At 42.8% G+C, this 1,450-nt stretch carries 2 protein-coding genes; both read right to left on the bottom strand.

Features of this window, described 5'->3' with window-relative positions; all coding sequences use genetic code 11:
• Window positions 1-1,208, bottom strand: a 1,208-nt coding sequence (gene asnB / locus A3762_RS17080; RefSeq protein ID WP_068756775.1) for an asparagine synthase (glutamine-hydrolyzing), incomplete at its 3' end; no start/stop codon positions are given.
• An 8-nt stretch (window positions 1,209-1,216) separates the two neighbouring features.
• Window positions 1,217-1,450, bottom strand: a 234-nt coding sequence (locus A3762_RS28430; RefSeq protein ID WP_231878847.1) for a hypothetical protein, incomplete at its 5' end; no start/stop codon positions are given.

The raw sequence follows: 1,450 nt of genomic DNA, 5'->3' as shown, positions 1-1,450 counted from the left end.
GAACGAGGAATTCTAATCACTTGTTCCCAACGCTTGGCTGATGTCTGGTATCGATTGTATCCACAAAACAACTCATCCCCTCCATCACCAGATAAAGCAACAGTAACGTGTTTTTTTGCCAATTGGCCAGCCAGAAAAGTTGGGATCTGTGACGCGTCCGAAAACGGCTCATCAAACATGGTTGATATAGCAGGTACAACATCCAAAAGATTTTGCCTGTTTACATAAAGCTCATGATGTCGCGAACCAATATGGCCCGCCACCTCTTTAGCAAACCTTGCTTCATTGTATTGAGGATCATCAAAACCAATCGTAAACGTATCGATTGCAGAGGGGCTTTGCGATTGAAGTACACCTGCAACAGTAGATGAATCTATGCCACCTGACAAAAAGCAACCTAAAGGTACGTCTGCCTTTGCTTGAAGAGCTACACTTTGGTTTATTAACAGATCAAGGTCGCATGTAACTTCTGCAATAGAGCCACATTCTTTTTCCGTTTTCCGATTGAGAAAGCTAAAACCATCCCAATATTTTCGAGGCTCGCTGAGCATTAATTCGCCAACAGCGCAATTTACTGTAACCACACAACCTGCTTCTAACTTTTGTACACGCTGGTATATAGTATGCGGAGCTGGAATATACCCATGCCGAAAATAAAGCCCCAAGCTACCCAAATCAATGCTTGGAGTTTCGTCCTTACTGAAAGGCAACGAGTTTAGCTGCGAGCTAAAAACAAACTTACCTGCCACCAAGCCATAGTACAATGGCTTTTCACCGAAGCGGTCCCGCGCGATAGTTAGCTTTTCTTCTACTCTATCCCAGAGCCCCAGAGCAAACATACCAACCAACGAGGAAAGAGTTTTATCAATTCCGTTAAGTACAAAAGCGGCAAGCAACACTTCGGTATCTGAACTTCCCTTAAACTTGCAACCTGAATCAACAAGCTCCTCACGCAACTCTTCGTAATTGTAAATCTCACCATTGAAAACCAGTACATAACGCTCGCACCTAGAAAGCATTGGCTGCTTACCCAAGGCGCTCAGATCATGAATAGAAAGGCGTTGGTGACCAAGAATTATCTTTTCACCAACCCAAATACCAGATTGATCGGGGCCACGCTGAAGAATTCTCTCAAGACTACCCTTGACCAATAATTCATCACTCGGGCTTACACTAGGTGTTTTCAGTAGACCGGAAAAACCGCACATACTATCCCTTAGGTAACAACTAAGTTTCTTTTATGAGCTAGCTTTTTTCTTACTATTGGGCGACAAAAGTGAATATATCGAGCAAGCCAGACTATGTATACAAACGCACTTTTCTTATGCTTATCAGGCCAAGCGCGATCAAAAAGCGATTTAAACAAATCAATGTATCCATCGTCTAACGCTTTCACTGATAAGTCAAAAATCAATTGAGACAAAGCGATTCGGCAAGACATCTTTTCACT

Source organism: Oleiphilus sp. HI0125, assembly GCF_001635355.1.
This window is presented reverse-complemented; position numbering and strand designations above follow the sequence as displayed.